Genomic DNA, 20461 nt, shown 5'->3' on the forward strand with positions numbered 1-20461 from the left:
AAGAAAGGAGTTTTAATTATAGGCTATATTTTACTTTTGAAAAATCAAATAATCCATCTACATTTTCAGTTATACATATAATTTCATCTCTATTTGGCTTTATATTCATCTTATATATTATTTAATCCTTACTTTAGCAGCATTTGCATGGGCATATAATCCTTCTTCAACAGCTAAATCATGAGCTACTGGTGCTAATAAATCTACTGCTTTTTGACTTAATCTTTGAGTAGTACATGTTTTTATAAATGTTCCAACCCATACTCCACCTGTATATCTAGACGCTCTAAGGGTTGGTAATGTATGATTTGTTCCTGACACATAATCACCAAAAACTTCAGCGGACAGGCCTCCTACAAATAAAGAACCATAATTTATTAGCTTATCTATTATTTCATTTTCATTTTTCAAGCTTATTTCTAAATGTTCTGGCGCATATTTATTACTAAGTTTAACTGCTTCATCTAAAGTATCAACATATATTATTTCTCCATTATTTCTCCATGATGATACTGCTATATCTCTTGTAGGAAGATCTTTTAAAATTTCATCTACTTTTTTAGAAACTACTTCTCCCAATTTTTTATCTGTAGTAATTAAAACACCTCTAGCACTATAATCATGTTCACATTGTGCTAAAACGTCTGCTGCAATATAATCAGCATTGGCAGTTTCATCTGCTATAATTAAAACTTCACTTGGTCCTGCCACAAAATCTATGCCAACATTTCCATAACATTGTCTTTTAGCTTCAGTTACATATTTATTTCCTGGACCAACAATAATATCCACTGGCTTAATGCTTTCTGTTCCATATGTAAATGCCCCTATTGCTTGAACACCTCCTACAGCATATATTTCATCTGCCCCTGCTATATCCATTGCAACTAAAGTTTTTGGATTTATATTTTTACTATTTCTCATAGTGGGTGAACAAGCACAAACCCTTTTAACTCCTGCAATTTTAGCTGGAATAATTAACATTAGTGCAGTAGAGAAAAGCGGATATCCTCCACCTGGCACATAAGCTAAGGCTGATTCTATAGGTATATGTTTTTGACCAAGTATTACACCAGGATAAATTTCTCGTTCAAAGTTATGTTCAAAGCTTTCTTTTTGGGCTTTAGCAAACTCTTCAATATTTTTCACTGCAATTTTAATATCTTCAATAAATTTAATATCTACTTGTTTGTACGCTTTTACTATTTCATCTCTAGTTACTCTATAATTTAACCTTGAATTTTTATCAAATTGAAAGTTATATTTTCTTACCCCAATATCTTTATTAAATTTTATATCATTTAATATTTCTCTTACTTGTATTTTTACCGTTTTTTCAGTTTCCACATTTTTAAACTGAGATTTTTTTAAGACTTCCATAATTTACTCCTCCCATGATAACTATACAATAGATCAAATATTCCCCTATTTTATTCTATACAAAAATAATCCTATCTATTTACATACTAGATGTCAACAATAATGTATCAATATATTCTTTTATTTTATACATGATTAAATATAAATAAAACACCTATCATACTTATTTAATATTAATAAGTTAAAAGGCGCTTTATTTGTAGATTATTTATATTTTATTAGCTATTAAACATCCCATTTCTTTTGTACCTATAATATTTCCTTTTCCATTGTATATATCTATCGTTCTATATCCTTTACTAAGAACTTTTGTAACTGCATCTTCTATTTCTTTAGCTTCTTTTTCCAAATCAAATGAATATCTAAGCATCATAGCAACAGATAAAATTGTAGCTATGGGATTTACTATATCTTTACCAGCAATATCTGGAGCACTTCCATGAATTGGCTCATACATTCCAAACTTATCATCTCTAAGAGATGCAGATGGAAGCATTCCAATAGAACCCGTTAACATTGAAGCTTCATCTGAAATAATATCTCCAAATATATTATTAGTAACTATTGTATCAAACTGGCTAGGATTTTTTATTAACTGCATGGCAGCATTGTCTACATACATAAAATCAAGTTCAACGTCTTTATATTCTTTACTTGTTTCCTTCATTATTTTTCTCCAAAGTTTAGAACTATCAAGAACATTTGCTTTATCTACACAAGTTAATTTTTTATTTCTAATTCTAGCCGTTTCAAAAGCTTTTTTCCCTATTCTTCTTATTTCATTTTCATCGTATTTTTCCACATCATAAGCCACTTCAACATTGTCTATTTCTTCTGTTTTTCTCTCACCAAAATAAATCCCACCAGTAAGTTCCCTGACCACTACAAAATCTATTCCCTTTTCAACTATATCACTTCTTAGTGGTGATGCTTCTTTTATACTTTCATGCATAGTTACTGGTCTTAGGTTTACAAATAAATTAAGTTCTGACCTTAAAGTTAAAAGTCCTCTTTCTGGTCTTATAGAAGAGTCTATATTATCCCATTTGGCTCCTCCCACAGCACCAAGCAACACTGCATCACTTTTTTTACACTCATCTAAGGTTTCTTTTGGAAGTGGATTTCCCATTTTATCCACGGCTGTTCCCCCTCCCAATACGTCCGTAAGTTTAAAATTATGATTATATTTTTTACCTATTTTATTTAAAATTTTTATTCCTTCATTTATAATTTCTGGTCCTACACCATCACCTTTTATTACTGCTATTTTATAGTCCATTATTTTCTCCCCTAATTTTTCTCAATTGACTTAATCAACCCACCATTGGAAATTATATTTTGCATAAACTCTGGAAAAGGCTCAGCCTTATATTTTTCATTTTTACTTATGTTTTTTATAATCCCACTATTAAAATCTATTTCTAGTTTATCTCCTTCTTCAATTTTTCTAGCTGCTTCTTCACATTCCAAAATTGGAAGTCCTATATTTATGGCATTTCTATAAAAAATTCTTGCAAAAGTAAAAGCTATTACACAAGATATTCCACTTTCCTTTATAGCTATTGGAGCATGTTCTCTTGAAGATCCACACCCAAAATTTTTATTTGCAACAATTATATCTCCTTCATTAACTTTTTTCGCAAAATTTTTATCTATATCTTCCATACAATGTGATGCTAACTCCTTCATATCAGGTGTGTTTAAATATCTTGCTGGTATTATTACATCCGTGTCTATATTATCTCCATATTTAAAAACTTTTCCATTTGCTAACATGTTACTTCCTCCTTTGCTTCAAATACTTCCTCTGGTGATGATATTTTCCCTGTTATGGAAGATGCAGCTGCCACTGCTGGACTTGCTAAATAAATTTCTGAATCCACATGACCCATTCTTCCTACGAAATTTCTATTTGTAGTAGATACTGCTCTTTCACCTTCTGCTAATATTCCCATATGTCCACCTAAACACGGTCCACAAGTTGGTGTGGATATGGCAGCTCCAGCTTTTACTAAATCAGAAATATATCCTTTTTCTATGGCTTCCAAATAAATGTTTTGAGTACCTGGGAATACTATACATCTCACGTCTTTTGCTACTTTTTTGCCCTTCATTATTTCTGATGCTATTTTCAAATCATTTATTCTACCATTTGTACAAGAGCCTATTACTACTTGGTCTATTTTTATATTTTCTGTAATTTCATCTATAGTTTTTGTATTTTCTGGTAAATGAGGAAAGGCTACTATTGGCTTTAATTCACTTAAATCTATTTCTATGACTTCATCATAGTCAGCATCTTCATCTGCACTAAAAAACTTTGGACTTTTTTTTGTACTTTCACAAGGATGAGCTTTTATATATTCCATTGTTTTTTCATCTACTGGAAATATTCCGTTTTTCGCCCCTGCTTCTATTGCCATATTACAAATAGTAAATCTATCATCCATAGTTAAGTGTGCTACACCATCTCCCACAAATTCCATAGACATATATCTTGCTCCATCCACGCCTATCTTTCCTATAATATGTAAAATAATATCTTTTCCACTTATATATTTTTCTAATTTATTTTTCAAAACAAATTTCATAGCTCCGGGAACTTTGAACCAAGCTTTGCCACTTGCCATTCCTGCTGCCATGTCTGTGGAGCCTATTCCTGTGGAAAATGCCCCCAGTGCTCCATAAGTGCAAGTATGTGAATCTGCTCCTATGACTACATCTCCTGCTGTCACCAATCCTTTTTCAGGAAGCAAACAATGTTCAATTCCCATATCTCCAACATCAAAGTAATTTTTTATATTTTTATTGTTAGCAAAATTTCTTGCCACTCTACATTGTTGAGCACTTTTTATATCTTTATTTGGTGTAAAATGATCAAGTACTATGGCTACTTTACTGTCATCAAAGACTTTTTTTGTATTTAATTTTTCAAACTCACTTACGGCAACAGGAGTTGTTATATCATTTCCAAGAACTAAGTCTAAATTAACTTCTATTAATTGCCCCTTTTTCACTTCTTTCAAATTAGCATGAGATGCTAATATTTTTTGTGTCATCGTCACTCCCATGAATTCTTCCCCCTATATTATCATTTTCATATAACTTTTATTAATTGCATTCATTAGTGCATTAATTGCTGCTGTATTTATATTTTCTGAAATTCCCACACCAAAGTATGGTTCATTACCTTCTTCTATTTCCACATAAGCCACACCTTTTGCATGGGATCCATCACTTAAAGCATGCTCATAGTAATTTTTAAATTTGTAATTTTTAAGTTCTTTTTGTTTTAGTGCATTGTTAAAGGCATCTATTGGTCCGTTTCCTTCACCTTTAATTACATAGTCTCCACCTTCAAAATTTATTATGGCTTCTAACTCCAATATATTATTTTCAGCACAGTTTTTAATATCATATACATCTGAGTTTACAGAGTTAATTCTGTATTTTTTAAGTTTGTATGGTGTGGCTATATCTATATACCACTCATTAAATAAGTCATAAATTTCCTTAGGTGACAATTCCTTACCCCTTTTATCTGACGATTGCTTAACTACTCTACCAAAGTATTTATGCATATTTTTAGGAATATTGAAACCAAATTCATTTTCCATAATGTAGATTGCCCCACCTTTCCCTGATTGAGAATTAATTCTTATAATTTCTGTGTATTCTCTTCCTAAATCATGAGGATCAATTGGCAAATAAGGCACTTTCCACTCATATTCTTTTCTTTCATCTCTTGCTTTCATGCCTTTTCTTATGGCATCTTGATGAGAACCAGAAAAAGCACAAAATACCAAGCCTCCAGCATAAGGATGACGAACATGAACATCAAGTTTTGTACATTTTTTATAAATATCTGTTATATCACTAATATTACTAAAATCAAGTTCAGGGTTTATACCATTAGAATACATATTCATTGCAGTTGTAATTATATCCAGGTTACCTGTTCTCTCCCCATTTCCAAATAATGTTCCTTCTATTCTGTCAGCTCCAGCTAAAAGCCCCAACTCACAAGCTGCCACAGAAGTTCCTCTATCATTATGTGGATGTAAACTTATGATTACACATTCTCTATTTTTCACAGTATTACTAAACCATTCAATTTGATCTGCATAAAGGTTCGGTGTTGTCATCTCCACAGTTGAAGGTAAATTTATAATCATTTTATTTTCTGGTGTTGGCTTCCAAACATCCATGACAGCTTCACAAATTTCTAATGCATAATCCATTTCTGTTCCTGTAAAGCTTTCTGGGGAATATTCATATTGAAAGTTAATTTCAGCATATTTTTTTGCTTCTCTATTAAAAATTTCAGCTCCTTCAACTGCAATATCTATAATTTCTTCTTTACTTTTATTAAACACCACATCTCTTTGAAGTATGGATGTAGAATTATATAAATGAACAATTGCTTTTTTACATCCTTTTAATGCTTCAAAAGTTTTTACTATTAGGTGTTCCCTTGACTGTGTTAATACTTGAACTGTTACATCATCTGGTATTAAATTTTCATCTATTAATTTTCTTAGAAAATCATATTCAGTTTGTGATGCTGATGGAAAACCTATTTCAACTTCCTTAAATCCAACTTCCAATAACATATTAAACATTTCTATTTTTTCATCTACACTCATGGGAATTGGTAAAGATTGATTACCATCTCTTAAATCTACACTACACCAAATTGGTGCACTAACTATTTCATTATCAGGCCACTCTCTATTTTTAAAGTTTTTTGGCTGAAAATTAGGTCTTTTATACTTTTTACAATCAAAGTTCATATCAAATCCCCCCCTTATTTTTAAATAAAACTTCACTACTTTTTAATTACTTTAAAATTTAATTCTTGTACATTGTATCCAAAATATAAATATACTTCTCATAAATTTTTAAATATTTCTAGAAATAAAAAACCTCGTCTCTAAATATTTAGAGACGAGGTTTAACTCTCGCGGTACCACTCTAGTTAACTTAAATAAGTTCACTTTACAATAATCCTAAAGATTATTCATCCTATAACGTAGATCTACGGTTTACTTTTCGTAAACAGCTCCTAGACAAGTTCATAACAATCCACTACCAAATTCCACCAACCTTTGGCTCTCTATAAGCTTCAGTATTCTTACTACTCCTATTCTTAGCTTTTTAATTATTTAACTTATTAGTAATAATATACTAGAGTCAAACTAACGTTAATATATTTTTTAGAATTTTCTAAATTTTTAATTTTATTAAGATTACAGCTTCAAAAAAATTTTCAATTATTGTATTTATTTATATTTAGGGGAATTAATATTCTTTCTGTTTAATAATATATATAAAGGGTTGTAGAATAGTAAATTATCATGGAAGGAGATTATGAAATGGATGACATATACAAAGATGCTCATAAAATGGCAAAATCTATTTATGAGGAGTACAAAGACGTAGATTACAAACTCCAATTTCAATTATGTTTGTCTTACCTTTCTGATAAAAAAATTAATGAGAGAATCCAAGAAATTTTAGCCGAAGTAAAAATAAACGAAGAAGAAGCAAGAATATTAGAAAAAGTTGAATTTTACTATAAAAATTTTTTCAAAAGTAACGAAAACCTTAAGTTTAGACTTTGGCAAAGACAAGATAAAAGAAGAGTCTATTTATCTGCATCATACATTATAGGTAAGCCATATGTAGACTTGATAAGCCACAAATTATTTGATAGAAAAGAAGTTAAGAAATTCTAATAAAAAGGTGATATCGTACTAAAAATAGTGCGATACACTTTTTTATTTTGAAATATACTAAATAATACAAAAAACTGCAATACAAACTTTTAATCACTTGTAATGCAGCTCTATTATTTCTTCTTAAGAACTTTACTTTCCAGACTCAATGAGAGCTTTCATAGTCTCTTTATTCATTGCCCCTGGAACATATTGAATTATATAACCATTTTTATCTATTATAAACGTAGATGGAAATGAACTTATTCCATATTGATATATTTGACTTCCACCTTCATCAAATAACGTAGGGAAAGTATGGCCTTCTTCATCTAAAAACTTTTCTATTTCCTCTTGGCTACCTTCACTACCAACATTCGGTGATGCTACACCAAGTATTACTACATCATCCTTATTTTTATTGTATTCTTTGTATAATTCTTCTATATATGGCATCTCTCCTCTACACGGAGGACACCATGTTGCCCAAAAGTTTAAGAATACAGTCTTACCTTTATAATCACTAAGTTTATGCTCTTTTCCATATTGATCATATAAAGTAAAATCTAAAGCTTCTACCTTTTTAGCATCTTCTTGCGCAGTTGTACTTTGACTACTTTCTGATTTATTTTGATTTTCCATTTTAGAAGTATTTAAGTTATTAGTAAATCCACCTGAAAACATTACTAATCCTGATATAATAAGTATTAACCCACCAAATTTTTTTATCGTGTCCATATGATTTTTTACTTTATCTATTTTATTTATAAGTTTATTGTAGAATAAAGACATTAAGATAAACGGTGAAATAAATCCTATAGTATATATTCCTATTAATAAGTAAGAGAATGAACTGCTATTTGAACTAGAAGACATAATCAGCACAGAGGCAAGTATCGGTCCTATACATGGAGTCCATCCAAAACTAAAAGTAAAGCCTAGTAAAAATGATGATATTGGATTCATTTTTTTAGCTTTCATTTGGAATCTTTTTTCTTTATTTAAAAAGTTCACTTTTATTATATTCATGTAGAATAGACCCATAAAAACTATAATAGCTCCACCTATCATTGTAATTAAATTTTTATTTGCACTAAAGAATGAACTAAGCACATTTACTGATGATCCTAATATAAAAAATGTTGTTGAAATTCCGAGTGTAAAGAACAGGGTATTTCTAAATAAGGAACTTGTAACAAAACTTCCTTTTTTCATATTTTCAATGCTGCTATTTGATAGCATACTTAAATATATTGGTAATATTGGTAATATACACGGTGATAAGAAGGATAATAATCCTTCTATAAACACCACTACTAAATTTAACTTCTCCATTAATAATCCCCCTAAATTTTGTTTTTTATATTTCTATCTATTCTTTGTTTCTTTCTTCTATCCTTTTCTTGTCTAAATATGAAATTGCACTTAATACAGCTGTTTGTCCTTGTCCTGCTGATTTTAAATATTGATATGGCTTACCCGCACAATCTCCTGCAGCATACAAACCGGCAATATTTGTTTTCATATCCTTATCACATTTTATGTGTGGTCCATCTACTTCCACTCCTGGAACCATATATTTAGGCGATACGCTATCTTTTATTACAAAAATACCATCTATGTCTAATTCTTGATTTCTAAGTACTAATTTATTTGCTAGTTTGTCACCTTTTATTTCAACAGGTCTATCTTCTATTATTTTTATACTTTCATTAAGATTATTTGTCATTTTGTATGTTGGTATATAATACACTTCACTTGCTATTTCGCTTAAAAAATTAGCATCTTCTTCTCCTTCATGATTGCTACCTATAATTGCAACCTTTTTATTTCTATAAAGCGCTGCATCACAAGTAGCACAGTATCCTACACCTTTACCTAAGTACTTTTCTTCACCTCTAATCATTTTTCCATATTCCACACCAGTAGCTAGTACAACAGTCGTTGCTTCATACATATCCTCTCCACTAACTAAAGTAAAATAATCCCCCATGCTGTAAATATTATTTATTCTTTTTTCTGTTATTTTTACACCCATACTTTTCACATGCGAAATAAATTTATCCTTTAGCTGAACACCCGTTATTTCTTCAAATCCTAAATAATTTTCTATTGAGGGTGCTTTTGTTATTTTTACACTCGCATTATCATTCCCAAATAATATTATATTTTTATTTCTAATTTTTGCATTTATTGATGCTGCTAATCCAGCTGGTCCACTTCCTACTATTGCTATATCGTATCTCATTTTTTTCCTCCTAATAATTTTGTTATTAATTCTGTTATTATAATATCCTTTTAGCTCCAACATAAACGCTCTTCCAGTAGCTATTGTTTATATCAACTTTTTTTACAACACTCTTAGAATTTGGGGCATGTATCATTTGACCATTTCCTACATAAATTCCTACATGTGTTACTTGTCCATCTGAAGCTGTACTTGAAAATATCAAATCTCCTGGCTGTAAATTGGATTTACTTACTGTCTTACCTATTTTGTACTGATCCCTAGATACTCTTGGAGTTTGTATTTTATGTTTTCCAAATATATAATGTACTAAACCTGAACAGTCAAAACTATTTGGACCTTCTGCTCCCCATACATAAGGCTTACCTAACTGTTCATGAGCCATTTTTACTATGGACTGTACTTTTTGAACATTAGTACTTGATTCAGGGTTTGAAGTAGATCCTGTATAAATAGATATATAATCTCCACTTGTCCATCCAATAATTCCATTCGATAGTTTTACTTTGTACCATCCATTACTTTTTTCTAATAAATTTACTATCTCGTTATTTCTTAATTTTGCAACTACTGCATAATCGGTAGAAGGACCTTTTCTTACATTAAGACTGCCATTTACTTTTATTTGTCCTTTTTTTCCTTCCATATTTATGCTATTGTCTGAACTTGCATTATTCTCATTTATATTTATATATTGTGAACTACCATAACCAGTTGTTCCATTAGATAACTTTACCTTATACCACCCATCTTTTTTGCCTAATATTTGTAACTTGTTACCTAATTTAACTTGAGTAATTATAGTATAACTAGTGCTTGGTCCATTTCTTATATTTAAAACACTAGTATTTACTATTCCTTCTTGATTATCAGCATATACGCTTGATATGGATATTACCGTCCCCATTATTGTTAATCCTGTCATTACTTTTGTGCCTCTTATCATCATCTCTCTCCTATGTTATATTATATATAAGATTATGAAATCTTATATATAATATAACAAAAGTGAAAAATACCATCAATTAGGCACTTTTTTGTAACCTTATCATACAAAATCAAAATTAATCTTTCTTTTTATTTATTCTTTTTTATTAATTTTATTCAATGATTTTGCAACTACTACTGTAGATGTCATACTTCCATTTACATTAAGCATTGTACGTCCCATATCTAATATTGGATCTATTGCTAATATTCCGCCTGCATATGGGAAAAAAGCTCCCATACCAACACCTGAAATTACTACAGAGACAGCCATAGCTGCCGTTCCTGGTATTCCAGCTATTCCCAAAGAACTTATGGTAATTACTATTATTAGCATTACATAGAAGCTAAAATCCATCTGTGTACCCGACATATGTGCAATAGTTACAGCCATTAAAGCTGGGTAAATACCTGCACATCCATTCATACCCATATTCGAACCTAAACTCGTAACAAAGCTTGCTATTCCTTCATCAATTTTTAAGTTTTCTGTTAAAGATTCAACTGTTACAGGTAATGTACCTACACTTGATCTGGATGTAAGTGCTAACACCAAAGCTTTAGATACACCTTTTAAGTAAGTAATAGGATTAACTCCACTTAAGGTAATTATCATTAAGTGTATTATAAACATTATTAATATACTTACATATAAAGCAATAATAAAGTCTATTACATCAAATATGGCAGAAACACCACGTCCTACTATTGCATTAGCCATCATCGCTACAACTGCATATGGCATAAATTTAATTACAGTTATTGATACACTTATAATTATTTTATAAAAAGCTTCTACAAAATCTACAAAAGGTTTAATAGCTTGAGCATGCTTGTTGTTTAATCTTTTTATTGCTAAACCTATAAAAGTCGCAAACACTACTATAGCTACTATATTAGCTTCTGCCATTGCTTGTACTGGATTTGATGGTAGTAAATTTCTTAAAGTATCTACAACAGGTGTTATTTCTTTCATTTGATTTACAGATGATGATATTACTGTATCTGATACCCCTAGTTTAAATAAATTACCAACTATTATTCCAACTGTTGCTGCTATGGCAGTAGTTCCAAGTAACATTCCAACAGATCTAAACGTTAACTTTCCTATATTTTCACTACTTTTTAAATTCATAATTACTCTTACTATGGATAAAAACACTATAGGTACTACTAACATTTTTAACAAGTCCATAAATCCATATCCAAATAGACCATACCACTTGCCTACCTCGGTTAACCAAATTACTTTACTAGGATCACTAGGGAATTTAGCCATATATTGTATTGCTACACCTAAGAATACCCCTATTATTGTTGATGATATCATTAACTTAGTAAAATCTAATTTTTTACTTAATTTTTTAAGCACAGAAAATATTATTATTAATGCTACTATTGAAATTAAAGTTAGTACATTAGTTATCATCAAAAATTGTGAAAAAAATGTAGAACTCATATTTATACTTCCTTTCTTTTTATTTTTATTATGTATACACTATACTAAGAAAGGATTTTTGTATCAACTAGGCACTTTTTTGTAACTATATTATTTTCCACAAGACAAATTATTATTACTCCATGAAATCATATTTTCTACAATAGGAGGTAAATTTAATCCTGATTCACTTAAATAATAAGTAGATTCTATTGTGTTATTACTTACTTTTTTATATAACAATCAATAATTCTCCAAATCTTATTTTATTACCCTAAAGTTCCAATATTACTTTCTTTTAATATTTTTATACCAATTTTATTATTAATATAAAAGTTCTAAACAAAATCCATATAATAGATTTTAAAAAAAGAGCTATAACACCAATAATTAGTGAAATAACTCTTTTTACATTAAATAATTATCTTATAAATATGATTCTGTTTATCAATTAAATTATCTTTATGTATAAACCCTTCTAGTATATACATTTCTTTACCATCTTTAAATACTATTACTGTTGGAGCGGTTGATGCAACAAATTTTTCTGTTAACTCTATACTTTCATTAATATCAACTTTATATAAATCTGCTTTATCTTCCCTTTTTTATGCTTATAATTATTACATATTTAAAAATAATGTTTTTAAATATCTTATTCCCTAAATATACAAATCATTTTTCTCATCGATTACATTTTTCAATATTAATAAGTTAAAAATCCCCCATAAAGAATATTTAATTTCATTAGATCATTTTTAATATTTATATTTATCTAATTTTCAATAATTTTCTGCTTTCTTTACAGTATCCTTTGTCTTTTATTAAACATAAGATATTATTAATTTCATATTCAGATTCTGCATAAACCATAACTGCCAATTCATCATTATCGTCAATTATGTCATATTCATCTATACAAGCATTAATTAGAGATATTATTTCTTCTTTTCTAGGAGATTTAAATCTTAATAAAACTTGACACTTATTGTTAATTGTTTTTTCCACTTCAATTTTATCTTTTGTAAATTGATCTATATTAGCAATTCTATTGTCAAAAATATCTATAACATCTGCATAAACGGCACTACCTGTAGGTTCTTTTCCTGCTCCTTTGCCCACAAAAGATAATTCTCCAACAGAATCTCCATTAAATACAACTATATTATATTCGTTATCTATTTGAGATAATAAGTTATCATTGTCAACAAGAACAGGTCTTACAAAACCACTAACCTTTTCATTCTTCTTCTTACTTTGGCCAACTAGCTTAATTTTGCACCCCATTTTTTTCGCATAATTAATATCCTTCATATCAATTTTTGATATTCCTTCTAAATAAAAGTCTTTCCAATACACTCTACGATTGTAAGCCAAAGTTGATAAGATAGATAATTTTCTTGCTGCATCATATCCTTCCACATCCGCTTCTGGATTAGCTTCTGCAAAACCTAATTCTTGAGCTTCTTTTAATACTTCATCATAAGACAAACCTTCATTGTACATTTTGCTTAAAATAAAGTTTGTTGTTCCATTTAATATGGCATACATACTATCAATAGAATTACCTTCTAAAGACTCTGTTAAAGGTTTAAGAACTGGTATTCCACCTCCGACAGATGCTTCAAATTTAAGGCTTACATTATTTTCTTTTGCTAGCTTAACAAGTTTATCCCCATACTCTGCTAGCATATCCTTATTAGCTGTAACTACATTAATTTTGCTTTCCAATGCTCTTTTTATATATTCATATGAAGGATGTAAACCTCCCATTAATTCAACTAAAATATCAATATCTGCTTTAAATACATCCTCAATATTTTCAGTTATTATATTTGCATATTTAGAGGATTTATATTTATTTTTATCTCTTACTAATATGCTTGTTATTTCTATATTCCTTTTATTCTTATTTCCCTCAATCATTTGTACAAGACCTTTTCCCACTGTTCCATATCCAAGTATAGCTATCTTCATACTAAAACCTCCTTTTTATTTTACATAATAAATTTTTTCAATCAAAAAAGAGACTAATCTCTCATAAAGGGACGAGTCTCTCGCGGTTCCACCCAATTTAGTTTTATTATAAATAAAACTCACTTTAAACTTTAACGCAGCTTACGGTTAATCTTACTAAAATCAGTCAGATTTCTTCAGATTACAGCTCCTAGGTAGTTTTCAATCCCTCTAATTTGAAAAGCCTTACAGCCTATGAGCTTTTCTCTCTGATAATCGAATTAGATTTACTCTTCCTATTCATCGCTTTTAAATATTGACTTGTATTTTTCTTTAAATTAAAAAACTCGCCCTTATAAATAAGGACGAGATATCTTCCCGCGGTTCCACCTAAATTGATTTAAAATCCACTTAATGCTTTAACGCAGCTTACGGTTAATCTTACTGAAATCAATTAGATTACTTCAGATCACAGCTCCTAGGTAGTTTTCAATCCCTCTAATTTGAAAAGCCTTACAGCCTATGAGCTTTTCTCTCTGGTAATCGAATTAGATTTACTCTTCCTATTCATCGCTTTTATAACTCTAAATTATATTAAATTAATATTATAAGAATTATTACTAAATGTCAAGATAATTTTTAATTTATTAATCATAATATATTAAAAATTATAATAAGTGATACAAATTCATCTTATTTTTCTTTTATATAACCTTGCATTTATTTCACAACCAATTAATATAGTCCAACTGCTTAAATAAACCCAAGTCATAAGTACGATAATTCCACCTAAACTTCCATAAATAATATCATACCTTGCAAAATTGTTTGTGTAAAATGAATAACAAAATGATGCTACTAGCCAACATAAGGTAGACACTATAGCTCCTGGCAATACTTCTTTAAAAGACAGCTTTTTATTTGGAGTAAATCTATATAAGTTCATCAAAATAATAATTACAGTTATAATTCCAACCACATATCTACAAAGATTCCAAATATACATAAAATATTGATCCAAACCAATTAAATTAAATAAAAATGAACCTAACCTCTCACCAAATACTAAAAATATCATAGATGTAAAAATCAAAACAACTAACATTATTACAAATACTAAAGATATGAATAATACCTCAAAATATGGTCTAGTTTCCCTAATATTATATGATCTATTCATACCTCTAATCAGTGACAATACTGCCCTAGACATGGTATACATGGCTAACATGAAACTAAGTATTAAAAAACTAAAACTTCTATTTTCTATGGCGGATTGCATTAATGATGATACTATATTAAAAGCACTTAAAGGTAATATTTTCTTTAATAAAAATATATATTTGCTAATCTTAATTATGGGTGTATATACCACTAAACTTATTGTAAATATTAAAAAAGGAAAGAAAGATAACAGTAAATAGAATGACATTTCAGCTGCTTTGGAATTTATTTCTCTATAATTAGAATATTCCATAAGAAACTTCATTCTCTTACTATATATTTGGAATTTACTATTAAGTTTATTTTTCATATTATCCCTCCTATTCTATATTTTTCTTATTTACTATTTTCAATATATATAATAGTTAATACAATTTTATTTTTTCATATTTTACATTTTAACTCATACTTAATACTTCATGTATATCTAACAATTCCACTTTTTCATTTGTATATATTTTCAACTTTTCCAATTCTAATTCCTTTTTATATCATCAGAAATATCCATACTCTAAATAGATATCTCTTTATTCTTAAGTTTCTCTACTAGTTGCATAGCTCAATCTAACATTATTTCATCAAAGCTATTTTTTATAATTTCCTCCATGAACCTGTCTTATTAAGAGATTTTAATAATTCATTACTATTATCTAGTTCATCAGATATATTATGAAAAAGAGAATTTAGATTTCTATTTCATTATACTCTAAGTTAAAGTAATAATCTTTAATGTTTTTATTAGCATAAATAGTATCTCCTTTTTCATTACAAATAAGCATAAGGCTATGTTTATCACTATCAACTATACTATGAAATATCTTCATATTTTAAGTTAATATTCTTGATTTATTTATATATATGTTATACACACTGAAATTAATTTAGCGTAAAAAGAAGTTTTTTTAATTGTAAAAATAGAGAAAACAGATTTGGAAGCTAACATGAAAATACTAATACTTAACACCATTAATATATATTTCCTCAATAAACTATTATTTTATTTAAATATAATTTTTGTTGCAAAGTATATATTACCAAATATTCGAAATCAAAAAAAGTAATAACTTTTGATATTTTTAATCAAAAATCATTACTTTTCCTTTACTTTATTATAAACTTCATAAGAAAACGAATATCTCCCTTATAATATTATTTTTTTTACATTAATTTGTTTAATATTTCGTTTATACTTTTCTTTATACTGGATACTTTACTATCACAAGTAACTTCATCATTACCTTTTACTGCTACATAGAACTTTAATTTTGGCTCTGTTCCAGAGGGCCTAACCGCTATCCATGATTCATCTTCTAAAAAGTATTTTAATACGTTTGCCTTTGGTAAATCATCTATACCCTTTGCGAAGTCTTTAACTTCAACAACTTTTTTATTGTTTATATTTTCTATATCATTATTTCTAAAATGCGAAATTATCTCCCCAATTTTTTCTAATCCCTCTATTCCAGCTAAAGTTAAAGATATCGTTTCTTCTTTGAAGTATCCATATTTTTTATATAACTCCTGTAATCCTTCATATAAACTCATGCCTTTTGAATAATAATATGCAGCCATTTCAGATATTAATAAAGATGCAACTACCCCGTCTTTATCTCTTGCATGAGTTCCAACTAAGTAACCATAACTTTCTTCGTATCCAAATAAATAAATCTTATCATTTTTCTTTTCAAAAGATTTTATCTTTTCACCTATAAACTTGAATCCTGTAAGCACATTCATAACTTCCACATTATTTGCTTTTGCTACGTCTGCACCAAATTCAGAAGTAACGATTGTTTTTATAAGCACTGAATTATCTTTTAATTTATGTTCTTCTCTTTGACCTTCTATTATATAATTAGTTAGCATTCCACCAATTTGATTTCCTGTAAGGAGTGCATAATCTCCAGAAGTAGTTTTTACAGCCACCCCAACTCTATCACAATCTGGATCTGTTGCTATTACTAAATTAGCCCCTTCTTTTTTAGCAAGTTCTATTCCTCTAGTTAATGCTCTTTGGTCTTCAGGATTTGGATATTCTATTCCTGCAAAGTTTGGATCTGGTATTTCTTCTTCTTTTACAACAAGAACATTTTCAAATCCAACTTCTTCTAATGCTCTTTTTACTGGTACATTTCCTGTTCCACAAAGTGGTGTATAAACTATTTTAAATTCTTTTCCTACTTTTTTAACTAATTCTTTTCTTATTACTTGTGTTTTAACTGCTTCAATAAAGTCATTGTCCTGCTTTTCATCTAAGACTATCACTAAATCTTTATTTTCTTCAGTTAATGTAGGTATTATTGAGTAATCTTCAATTGAATTTATTTCTTCAGTTATTGCATTTGCTATTTCTGGCATTACTTGTGCCCCATCCTCCCAATATACCTTGTATCCATTATATTCTGGTGGGTTGTGGCTAGCCGTTATAACTATACCTGCTATTGCATTTAAGTTTCTAACTGCAAAAGAAAGCTCTGGAGTGGTTCTTAAACTTTTAAATATATACGCTTTTATATTACATGCTGCTAGTGTATTGGCAGCTTCTATACAAAATTCTCTAGACATAAATCTATTATCATGAGCTATAACTACTCCTCTTTTTTGTTCTTCTTTCGTAGTATTTTTTAATATATAATTAGCTAGACCAAAAGTAGCTCTCCTAATAGTATATTTGTTTATTCTGTTTGTTCCCGCTGCAATTACCCCTCTAAGTCCAGCTGTACCAAACTCTAAATCTTTGTAAAATCTATCTTCTATTTCTTTTTCTTTATCTTTTAAATTAATCAATTCTTCTCTAGTTTTTTCATCAAAATATTTATTATCTATCCAACTATTATATTTTCCCCTATATGCCATTTAAGTTGCTCCTTTACTTTTTACTTTTTATCCATAATCACATATGAATAATCATATGTATATTTTATCCTTATTTTTCTATTTAGTAAACATGAACCGCTAATATCTAAATTAATTTTTTCTACAAAACTACAAAAGTATTAGATCAAGTTAAAACTTGACCTAATACTTTAATTTATCCAACAATATAAATATCTATACTTCTTACTCCCCAATTATAACAAGCTGAGGAGCTATTCATAAATATATCTATTCTATTTCCTTTTATCCCACCGCCACAGTCTTCTGCTACAAAAGTCATATTAAATTTAGGTATATACACCTTTGTACCATAAGGTATTATTCTAGGATCCACTGCAATAGTTCCCCATCTTGGGCGCGTTCCAGTAGAAGTGACACTATCACCACTATAAGCAGTTGCTGAGACTACTATTTTATTTCCGTTAGTATTCGAAGATTTTTCTCGCGTAGATAAATTTACAGAACTAGCCACATAACTTGTTCCTGTACCTTTTAGAACAACCTTATTAACTGGCTCTTCTCTTATCATTTCCTTATTAACAACTCTAGATACCAATTTACCATCATGATAAATTTCTTCATATACAGTTGTTTTTCTTCCTTCTTTTCCTTCCTGAGCAACTTTAGTCACTCCCTTTGGCAAAGATTTATCTTTTTTAACTTCAGTTTTGTATGATATTCGTGAATGCTCACTAACAGAAATTTGCTCTACATATGTAATCTTTATATTCATATAATCTTCTAATTTACTATTCAAACTAGGATATATAATATCATCTTCGTTATAACATATATTTTTTTCACTCAATAATTCTTTTACAGTCTTACAATAAGTATTTACAGTCGTTGCCTTTCCATTTACCTGTACAACTATTTGCTCTTTTTTCAATATAAAATATGATGCAAGAAGAACACAAAAAGATAGAGTTATTAGTAAAGTTCTAAAAATTATATTATTTTTCATTTTTACTCCCCCTATAAATATTTAATATATAAAACTTAAGTATTTTAAATTTCAAATTTTAAATTGTTTATATATTTATATTTATAGAAGTGATAAAATATGTAACTAATTTGTAACTAATATTTAATTTTTATATTTATTTTTGATAACATTTAGTAACCATCTACTTTTTAGCAATAAATTTTTTTAATATTTTGTAATTAGTTATCTTGCATCTTTAACTATGTTGTAAATTCTAACGTAAGTTTCTCCAACTTCTTCTGCTGATTTAGCTTCTTCCTTTGACACTCTATAATATAATTCTGTCAACTCTATAGCCACATCCTTTGCATTTCTCTGTGAAGATCCTGTTATTTTTGTTTCTGCCATTTCTATTTCCTCCTAAAATTTTCTTAATAATAACTTTGTTTTTTGTTTTCTATTTTTTCAACTATCCACTTCATTACATCTTCTTTTACTTCTTCTTTATTAATCTCATTTAATATTTCATGTCTACCATCTTTATATAATATACATTTTACATCCTCAATACCAGATTTTTCATATCTAATTTTTAGATTTAGTAAGCCCTTTCCGTTATTTCCAACAGGGTCTTTATCTCCTGAAATTATTAATATAGGTAAATCTTTTCTGATTTTTATTATATTTTCTCTATCTTCTATAAATTTAAGCCCTTGTATAAAATCTTCAAAAAAACCACAAGTGCACTTAAATCCACACATTGAATCATTTATATATTTATCTACTTCTTTTTCATCTCTACTTAGCCAGTCATAATCTGTTCTACATGGTTTAAAGCTTTTATTATTTGACCCAAAGAATAAATTATCAATAAATTCACTAACATATTTTCTTCCTTTAATTTTACAAGTAGATTTTACTACTATGTTAGCTAAATCTAGTTTTGCACCAAAATCTCCATTTGAACCAGAAAGTATTAATCCATCGATTTCCTCTCCATATTTTATAGCATAGTTTTGCGAGGCAAATGATCCCATACTATGACCAAATAATATTAAAGGTACATCTTTATTTTCTTCTTTTATTATTTCTGTTAAAGTATGTATATCATCTACTAAACAATCAAATCCATTTTCTTCTGCTAAGTAACCTGCATTTTCTAAACTTTTTGCTGTTTTACCATGACCTCTATGATCGTTAATATAAACATTATATCCATTATCTGTTAATAGTTTAGCAAAATCTTCATACCTTTTCCCATGTTCTGCCATACCATGTGATATTTGTACTACACCTTTAACAGTTACATTTTTATCACATACAAACTTATATGTAAATATCTCATTATCATCTATTTTAGAAGTAAAATAAAAATTGCTATATCTCATAATTTTCACCCTTTCAATTAATCTTCTATATTAAGTATAACAAATATTTAACATATTTGTCTTTACATACAAAAAAAGTAGCACGATATTTATTCGTGCTAGGGTGGGTTAAATTACTTAAGCTAATTTTTCATTATATTGTTTAATAAACTTTATAAGTAAATAATATAATAATATTTTTTACAAATCAATTATATATCTTAAACAATGATTCTTTTTTGGAATAAAAATAAGTCATTTTAAAACCCCCATTTTAAAATGACTTATTGAAAAGAATAAATTTAATTATTGCAAAATCCGATCACAATTTCCCCAAAAGAT

General features: G+C 28.5%; 18 protein-coding genes, 1 pseudogene and 3 other annotated features. Of the genes and pseudogenes, 1 reads left to right on the plus strand and 18 read right to left on the minus strand.

Features of this window, described 5'->3' with window-relative positions; translation table 11 throughout:
* Window positions 1-117 precede the first annotated feature (117 nt).
* From hisD to leuA, 5 genes are all read right to left on the minus strand, one after another.
* On the minus strand, window positions 118-1380 hold the full coding sequence (hisD, locus tag TEGL_RS12850) for a histidinol dehydrogenase (protein ID WP_018592545.1): 1263 nt from the start codon (window positions 1378-1380) through the stop codon (window positions 118-120).
* A 208-nt stretch (window positions 1381-1588) separates the two neighbouring features.
* The gene (leuB, locus tag TEGL_RS12855) at window positions 1589-2659 is read right to left on the minus strand and encodes a 3-isopropylmalate dehydrogenase (RefSeq protein ID WP_018592544.1); all 1071 of its coding nucleotides are present in this window, start codon (window positions 2657-2659) and stop codon (window positions 1589-1591) included.
* Window positions 2660-2670: 11 nt separating this feature from the next.
* On the minus strand, window positions 2671-3156 hold the full coding sequence (leuD, locus tag TEGL_RS12860) for a 3-isopropylmalate dehydratase small subunit (protein WP_018592543.1): 486 nt from the start codon (window positions 3154-3156) through the stop codon (window positions 2671-2673).
* Entirely contained in the window at window positions 3150-4451 is a 1302-nt protein-coding gene (gene leuC, locus TEGL_RS12865) for a 3-isopropylmalate dehydratase large subunit (RefSeq protein WP_018592542.1), read from the minus strand. The genes leuD and leuC overlap by 7 nt, the downstream gene beginning before the upstream one ends.
* A gap of 12 nt (window positions 4452-4463) precedes the next feature.
* A complete protein-coding gene (gene leuA / locus TEGL_RS12870; protein ID WP_018592541.1) occupies window positions 4464-6173 on the minus strand; it encodes a 2-isopropylmalate synthase in 1710 nt (569 codons plus the stop codon).
* 147 nt (window positions 6174-6320) lie between these two features.
* Window positions 6321-6540 (minus strand) — a binding site (T-box leader).
* Between the two features lie 215 nt (window positions 6541-6755).
* Between leuA and TEGL_RS12875 the strand changes: the two genes are divergently transcribed.
* Window positions 6756-7118, plus strand: coding sequence for a hypothetical protein (locus tag TEGL_RS12875; protein WP_018592540.1), 363 nt, complete (start codon window positions 6756-6758; stop codon window positions 7116-7118).
* Between the two features lie 132 nt (window positions 7119-7250).
* Here the strand turns inward: TEGL_RS12875 and TEGL_RS12880 are convergent, their stop codons facing one another.
* The 13 genes and pseudogenes from TEGL_RS12880 to TEGL_RS12935 all read right to left on the minus strand — a co-directional run bounded on the left by TEGL_RS12880 (window position 7251) and on the right by TEGL_RS12935 (window position 20140).
* The gene (locus TEGL_RS12880) at window positions 7251-8432 is read right to left on the minus strand and encodes a cytochrome c biogenesis protein/redoxin (protein WP_018592539.1); all 1182 of its coding nucleotides are present in this window, start codon (window positions 8430-8432) and stop codon (window positions 7251-7253) included.
* A 37-nt stretch (window positions 8433-8469) separates the two neighbouring features.
* Window positions 8470-9345, minus strand: a complete 876-nt coding sequence (locus TEGL_RS12885; RefSeq protein WP_018592538.1) for an NAD(P)/FAD-dependent oxidoreductase — start codon at window positions 9343-9345, stop codon at window positions 8470-8472.
* Window positions 9346-9382: 37 nt separating this feature from the next.
* Complete coding sequence (locus TEGL_RS12890; RefSeq protein WP_018592537.1) at window positions 9383-10291, minus strand: C40 family peptidase; 909 nt, start codon at window positions 10289-10291, stop codon at window positions 9383-9385.
* A 135-nt stretch (window positions 10292-10426) separates the two neighbouring features.
* Complete coding sequence (locus TEGL_RS12895; RefSeq protein ID WP_018592536.1) at window positions 10427-11791, minus strand: cation:dicarboxylate symporter family transporter; 1365 nt, start codon at window positions 11789-11791, stop codon at window positions 10427-10429.
* Between the two features lie 90 nt (window positions 11792-11881).
* Window positions 11882-12013 (minus strand): hypothetical protein, encoded by a 132-nt coding sequence (locus tag TEGL_RS12900; RefSeq protein WP_018592535.1) that lies wholly within the window; start codon window positions 12011-12013, stop codon window positions 11882-11884.
* Between the two features lie 170 nt (window positions 12014-12183).
* A pseudogene (locus TEGL_RS19830) lies at window positions 12184-12357 on the minus strand (hypothetical protein); the annotation flags it as partial.
* A gap of 184 nt (window positions 12358-12541) precedes the next feature.
* Window positions 12542-13747 carry a homoserine dehydrogenase gene (locus TEGL_RS12905; protein ID WP_018592534.1) on the minus strand — a complete coding sequence of 402 codons (1206 nt, stop codon included), beginning with the start codon at window positions 13745-13747 and terminating at the stop codon, window positions 12542-12544.
* Window positions 13748-13811: 64 nt separating this feature from the next.
* Window positions 13812-14039: a binding site (T-box leader), on the minus strand.
* A 45-nt stretch (window positions 14040-14084) separates the two neighbouring features.
* Window positions 14085-14306 (minus strand) — a binding site (T-box leader).
* 108 nt (window positions 14307-14414) lie between these two features.
* Window positions 14415-15260, minus strand: a complete 846-nt coding sequence (locus TEGL_RS12910; protein ID WP_018592533.1) for a YihY/virulence factor BrkB family protein — start codon at window positions 15258-15260, stop codon at window positions 14415-14417.
* Between the two features lie 373 nt (window positions 15261-15633).
* Window positions 15634-15774 (minus strand): hypothetical protein, encoded by a 141-nt coding sequence (locus TEGL_RS12915; protein WP_154650668.1) that lies wholly within the window; start codon window positions 15772-15774, stop codon window positions 15634-15636.
* A 334-nt stretch (window positions 15775-16108) separates the two neighbouring features.
* Complete coding sequence (locus TEGL_RS12920; protein ID WP_018592532.1) at window positions 16109-17806, minus strand: phospho-sugar mutase; 1698 nt, start codon at window positions 17804-17806, stop codon at window positions 16109-16111.
* Window positions 17807-17981: 175 nt separating this feature from the next.
* A complete protein-coding gene (locus TEGL_RS12925; protein ID WP_018592531.1) occupies window positions 17982-18791 on the minus strand; it encodes a 3D domain-containing protein in 810 nt (269 codons plus the stop codon).
* 204 nt (window positions 18792-18995) lie between these two features.
* Entirely contained in the window at window positions 18996-19160 is a 165-nt protein-coding gene (locus tag TEGL_RS12930; RefSeq protein ID WP_018592530.1) for a hypothetical protein, read from the minus strand.
* Between the two features lie 23 nt (window positions 19161-19183).
* A complete protein-coding gene (locus TEGL_RS12935; RefSeq protein WP_018592529.1) occupies window positions 19184-20140 on the minus strand; it encodes an alpha/beta hydrolase in 957 nt (318 codons plus the stop codon).
* Window positions 20141-20461 lie beyond the last annotated feature (321 nt).

The organism is Terrisporobacter glycolicus ATCC 14880 = DSM 1288 (assembly GCF_036812735.1).
Classification (GTDB): domain Bacteria; phylum Bacillota; class Clostridia; order Peptostreptococcales; family Peptostreptococcaceae; genus Terrisporobacter; species Terrisporobacter glycolicus.

What these genes read in the sequence shown, in the direction of transcription:
- hisD (WP_018592545.1), bottom strand. Translation starts at nt 1,380, where the DNA reads ATGGAAGTCTTAAAAAAATCTCAGTTTAAAAATGTGGAAACTGAAAAA.
- leuB (WP_018592544.1), bottom strand. Translation starts at nt 2,659, where the DNA reads ATGGACTATAAAATAGCAGTAATAAAAGGTGATGGTGTAGGACCAGAA.
- leuD (WP_018592543.1), bottom strand. Translation starts at nt 3,156, where the DNA reads ATGTTAGCAAATGGAAAAGTTTTTAAATATGGAGATAATATAGACACG.
- leuC (WP_018592542.1), bottom strand. Translation starts at nt 4,451, where the DNA reads ATGGGAGTGACGATGACACAAAAAATATTAGCATCTCATGCTAATTTG.
- leuA (WP_018592541.1), bottom strand. Translation starts at nt 6,173, where the DNA reads ATGAACTTTGATTGTAAAAAGTATAAAAGACCTAATTTTCAGCCAAAA.
- TEGL_RS12875 (WP_018592540.1), top strand. Translation starts at nt 6,756, where the DNA reads ATGGATGACATATACAAAGATGCTCATAAAATGGCAAAATCTATTTAT.
- TEGL_RS12880 (WP_018592539.1), bottom strand. Translation starts at nt 8,432, where the DNA reads ATGGAGAAGTTAAATTTAGTAGTGGTGTTTATAGAAGGATTATTATCC.
- TEGL_RS12885 (WP_018592538.1), bottom strand. Translation starts at nt 9,345, where the DNA reads ATGAGATACGATATAGCAATAGTAGGAAGTGGACCAGCTGGATTAGCA.
- TEGL_RS12890 (WP_018592537.1), bottom strand. Translation starts at nt 10,291, where the DNA reads ATGATAAGAGGCACAAAAGTAATGACAGGATTAACAATAATGGGGACG.
- TEGL_RS12895 (WP_018592536.1), bottom strand. Translation starts at nt 11,791, where the DNA reads ATGAGTTCTACATTTTTTTCACAATTTTTGATGATAACTAATGTACTA.
- TEGL_RS12905 (WP_018592534.1), bottom strand. Translation starts at nt 13,747, where the DNA reads ATGAAGATAGCTATACTTGGATATGGAACAGTGGGAAAAGGTCTTGTA.
- TEGL_RS12910 (WP_018592533.1), bottom strand. Translation starts at nt 15,260, where the DNA reads ATGAAAAATAAACTTAATAGTAAATTCCAAATATATAGTAAGAGAATG.
- TEGL_RS12915 (WP_154650668.1), bottom strand. Translation starts at nt 15,774, where the DNA reads ATGAAGATATTTCATAGTATAGTTGATAGTGATAAACATAGCCTTATG.
- TEGL_RS12920 (WP_018592532.1), bottom strand. Translation starts at nt 17,806, where the DNA reads ATGGCATATAGGGGAAAATATAATAGTTGGATAGATAATAAATATTTT.
- TEGL_RS12925 (WP_018592531.1), bottom strand. Translation starts at nt 18,791, where the DNA reads ATGAAAAATAATATAATTTTTAGAACTTTACTAATAACTCTATCTTTT.
- TEGL_RS12930 (WP_018592530.1), bottom strand. Translation starts at nt 19,160, where the DNA reads ATGGCAGAAACAAAAATAACAGGATCTTCACAGAGAAATGCAAAGGAT.
- TEGL_RS12935 (WP_018592529.1), bottom strand. Translation starts at nt 20,140, where the DNA reads ATGAGATATAGCAATTTTTATTTTACTTCTAAAATAGATGATAATGAG.